Origin of the sequence: Litorimonas sp., from assembly GCA_029936425.1 — a bacterium.
Lineage (GTDB): Bacteria > Pseudomonadota > Alphaproteobacteria > Caulobacterales > Maricaulaceae > Litorimonas.
This window is the reverse complement of the sequence record JAPYSU010000136.1, coordinates 1-1,232: the sequence shown is the minus strand read 5'-3', so window position 1 is coordinate 1,232 and position 1,232 is coordinate 1. Positions and strand designations below refer to the sequence as shown.

Here is a 1,232-nt window from a genome sequence, read left to right as displayed (position 1 = left end):
TCCGCAGAGACTGGCTGGAGACCGTCGCGCCTCACTACCCTCAGCCTCAACAGCTGCGGGAGATCTGCAAATGTCTACCAAGCTGTCTCGAGCCAGAGCTGAAGAACATGCGGACAATGGCCGAGGTCTGGGAGCTGCTGGACGAGGAGTACGGGAAGCCCATGGAGGCAGTCACCGACATCACCAGCGAGCTCGAGGCCTTCAAGTTCACCAAGAACGCGCGCAACGAACCCGACAAGTTCTTGGAGCTACACCGCGCCTGGAGGAAGGCCGAGAATGACCTGACCGAGATCGGGAAGCTCAATGTCCTGGACCACGAGCCCACAATCGACAAGATGGTCAAGAAGCTGCCATCCAAGGACTCCAGGAAGCGCTACGTGGTGTCCTCCGGGGCTCCAGCAAACATCCACCGTGGTGCCTACCGCAACTTCTGCGCCTTCATGGATGAGGAGTGGGTGCTGATGCGCCGCCTCACCAAGATCGAGGGCGAGACACTCGCCGAGGAGAAGGTCGACACCAAGAAGCCTGAGGACAACAAGTCTGACTCGGGCCCCAGGAAGTCTGCCTGCTACAACTGCGGGGACAAGAACCACAAGAGCATGGATTGTCCCAAGCCCAAGAAGCCCGGCAAGAACACTCATCACAACGATGGCCAGTCAGGGAAACCCGGCTGTCCAGTCTGCCAAGAGCGCCACAGCTACAACACCCCGTCCGGGCCAAAACCTGCATCGCGGCTCATGTGTTGTCCTGCCTTCCGGAGGATGACACCTACCGAGCGCGCCGCGGCTCTGGAGAGGATCCAGGGCTGCGTCATGTGCCTGGACGGGACCGGCAACCACAAGCGCGACACCTGCAAGGCCAACTCCAAGGGGAAGCCTTACGAATCCTGTCAGGAGCAGGTGAACGGGAGACCCTGCGGGGTCATGCATCACTCCATGCTGCACGGGATGCAGATCCGTTACTGCAATGCCGTGTCAGCCACCGCCAAGAAGCCTAATGTTAGGCCGGTGAACCACGGGGAGGAGAACGCCGCCCACACGCTGCTGCAAGTCCAGTTCGTGATGGTGGAGAACGCGCCTCGCCCAGCTGCCACCTTCTGGGACAACGGGTCCAACGTCAACATGGTCTGCAAGGACTATGCCAAGCTGCTGGGACTCGAGGGAAGGCCAGTAAGCCATCATCTCACTACCACCGGCGGCATCAGCAAACCGTGGAAGACCGTGGAGTACACC

The 1,232-nt window shown here is 60.4% G+C and carries 1 protein-coding gene; it reads left to right on the top strand.

All coding sequences use genetic code 11. The annotated features are described in order from the left end of the window. On the top strand, positions 1 to 1,232 hold a 1,232-nt coding region (locus ACN0IC_RS15565; RefSeq protein WP_416879661.1), incomplete at both ends, for a hypothetical protein.